Source organism: Ruixingdingia sedimenti, from assembly GCF_031432425.1.
Classification (GTDB): Bacteria; Pseudomonadota; Alphaproteobacteria; order Rhodobacterales; family Rhodobacteraceae; genus Ruixingdingia; species Ruixingdingia sedimenti.
The window spans coordinates 1-2,040 of the sequence record NZ_JAVKPH010000094.1 but is presented as its reverse complement, the minus strand read 5'-3'; the positions used below and the strand labels follow the sequence as shown (position 1 = coordinate 2,040).

Below are 2,040 nucleotides of genomic sequence, written 5' to 3'. Positions count from 1 at the left end.
GTCGGTCTGCTCATGCCACCCAGCTACCATGCTGGATTCACGAGATGAATCCCTCACAGGATTTGTGCAACAGAGCCGTTTTCCAGCATCCAGCGGCGGATCTCGCTTTCGCCCGACCCGGCACCGCCGGTGAAAAGGGGCGAGCCGTTCATGACGATGCCGATGCGCGACCCTTGTTCGTCGTTGCGCATCTTGGAGATCATGTGCTGCAGGAACAGCAACTGCCCGTCAGAGATGCGCGGCAAGCCCGCGCCGAAGCGCCCGTTCTTGCCCTGCGTGTCCGCCTCGTCCTTGATCGCGTCGGCGTATTTCTTCCAGTCCACACCGTAGGGCGGGTTCGACAACATGTAATGGAACCGCCGCTTGCGATGTGCGTCCTGCGTCAGAGTGTTGCCATATGCGATGTTCTCGGGATCGTGCCCGGTCACCAGCATGTCCGACTTGCATATTGCATAGGACTCGGGATTCAGCTCCTGGCCGTAGAGTTCGACGCGAATGCGCGGATTCAGCGCCTTCATCTCCATCTCTGCAAGCGACAGCATACCGCCGGTGCCAGCGGCCGGATCATAGACCTGCCGGATCACGCCAGAGCCGGTCAGCGCCTCGCGGTCATTGACCAACAGCAGCGAGACGATCAAGCGGATCACCTCGCGCGGGGTATAATGTTCACCGGCGGTTTCGTTCGAGATCTCCGAGAAACGACGGATCAGCTCTTCGAACAGGTAGCCCATCTCTAGGTTCGAAATCACCTCGGGGTGCAGGTCGATCTGCGTGAACTGATCAAAAACACGGAACAGAAGACCAGCATCATTCAGACGCTTCAACTGGTCGGTGAACAGGAACTTGTCGAGGAAGATGTCACGGACGTTGGGCGAGAACTTGGTGATATACTCGAGCAGGTTCTTGTGGATGTCCTTTGGATCCTGGCCTTTCAAGCTAGCAAAGGTGAGGCGCGACAGGTTGTAAAGGCGGATGTCCTGCCCCACCGCACCGGCGAGCAAAGTGTCGCGCGCTTCGTCGTCTAAATCGTCGGACAGTGTCGCGGCCATCGCCAGAACGGCGGGTTTGGATGCCTCAAGAATGCAGTCAAGACGCCTAAGCACCACGAAGGGCAGGATGACCTTACCGTATTCCGATTGCTTGAAATCACCCCGCAAGGTCTCGGCGATCGACCAGACAAAGGAACTCAGTGACTTGATATCGCTGCTCATCTACCGCGCCATGCCTATTGGTTTTTCTTGTATCTGCAGCACTTTGCGCGACGAGGACGCAAGCGTCAAGGAAGTGGGCTGGCGCAACGCGCGGCATCCTATCAGTTCAGAAAACGCGGTCTAGGCTCCAGACCCATTGATTTCAGGCGTTTGGCATGATTCAGGCTCCGCAAGGAGACCTGATCGATGAGCAATCTTTACTGGCTGAGCGATGCCCAGATGGAACGCCTGAAGCCGTTCTTTCCCAAGAGTCATGGCAAGCCCCGCGTCGATGATCGCCGCGTTCTCAGCGGCATAATCTTCATCAACCGCAATGGGTTGCGGTGGTGTGATGCGCCGAAGGAATACGGGCCCGCCAAGACCCTCTACAACCGTTGGAAGCGCTGGAGTGACAACGGGGTCTTCGCCCGGATCATGGTCGGCCTGGCCGCTGAGAGCGCCGATCACAAGACGATCATGATCGATGCGACCTATCTCAAGGCACACCGCACGGCGTCGAGCCTGTGCGTGAAAAAGGGGGGCGCACACGCCAGATCGGGCGGACAAAAGGCGGCATGAACACCAAACTGCACGCCGTTGCCGATGCCACGGGGCGGCCGATCGGGTTCTTCATGTCGGCCGGCCAGGTCAGCGACTACACAGGCGCCGCGGCTCTTCTGGGCAGTCTGCCGAAGGCGGGTTGGCTGCTGGCTGACAGGGGCTACGACGCTGATTGGTTCAGAGAAGCGTTGAAAGACAGGGGGATAAAGGTCTGAACCGCGCCGGGTTTGCCGGAGGCTCCAACTCTTGAGTAGGATGGAGCATCATGAGCAAGACGACGAACAAGTTT

General features: G+C 58.4%; 1 protein-coding gene and 1 pseudogene. One reads left to right on the top strand and one right to left on the bottom strand.

Annotated features, from left to right (window positions below; genetic code table 11):
- Positions 1-53: 53 nt before the first annotated feature.
- A complete protein-coding gene (locus RGD00_RS23165; protein ID WP_310459595.1) occupies positions 54-1,211 on the bottom strand; it encodes a type I restriction-modification system subunit M in 1,158 nt (385 codons plus the stop codon).
- 186 nt (positions 1,212-1,397) lie between these two features.
- On the opposite strand from RGD00_RS23165, the pseudogene RGD00_RS23160 reads away from it, so the two are divergent.
- Positions 1,398-1,963: pseudogene (locus RGD00_RS23160) on the top strand (IS5 family transposase); the annotation flags it as partial.
- Positions 1,964-2,040 lie beyond the last annotated feature (77 nt).

What these genes read in the sequence shown, in the direction of transcription:
- RGD00_RS23165 (WP_310459595.1), bottom strand. Translation starts at nt 1,211, where the DNA reads ATGAGCAGCGATATCAAGTCACTGAGTTCCTTTGTCTGGTCGATCGCC.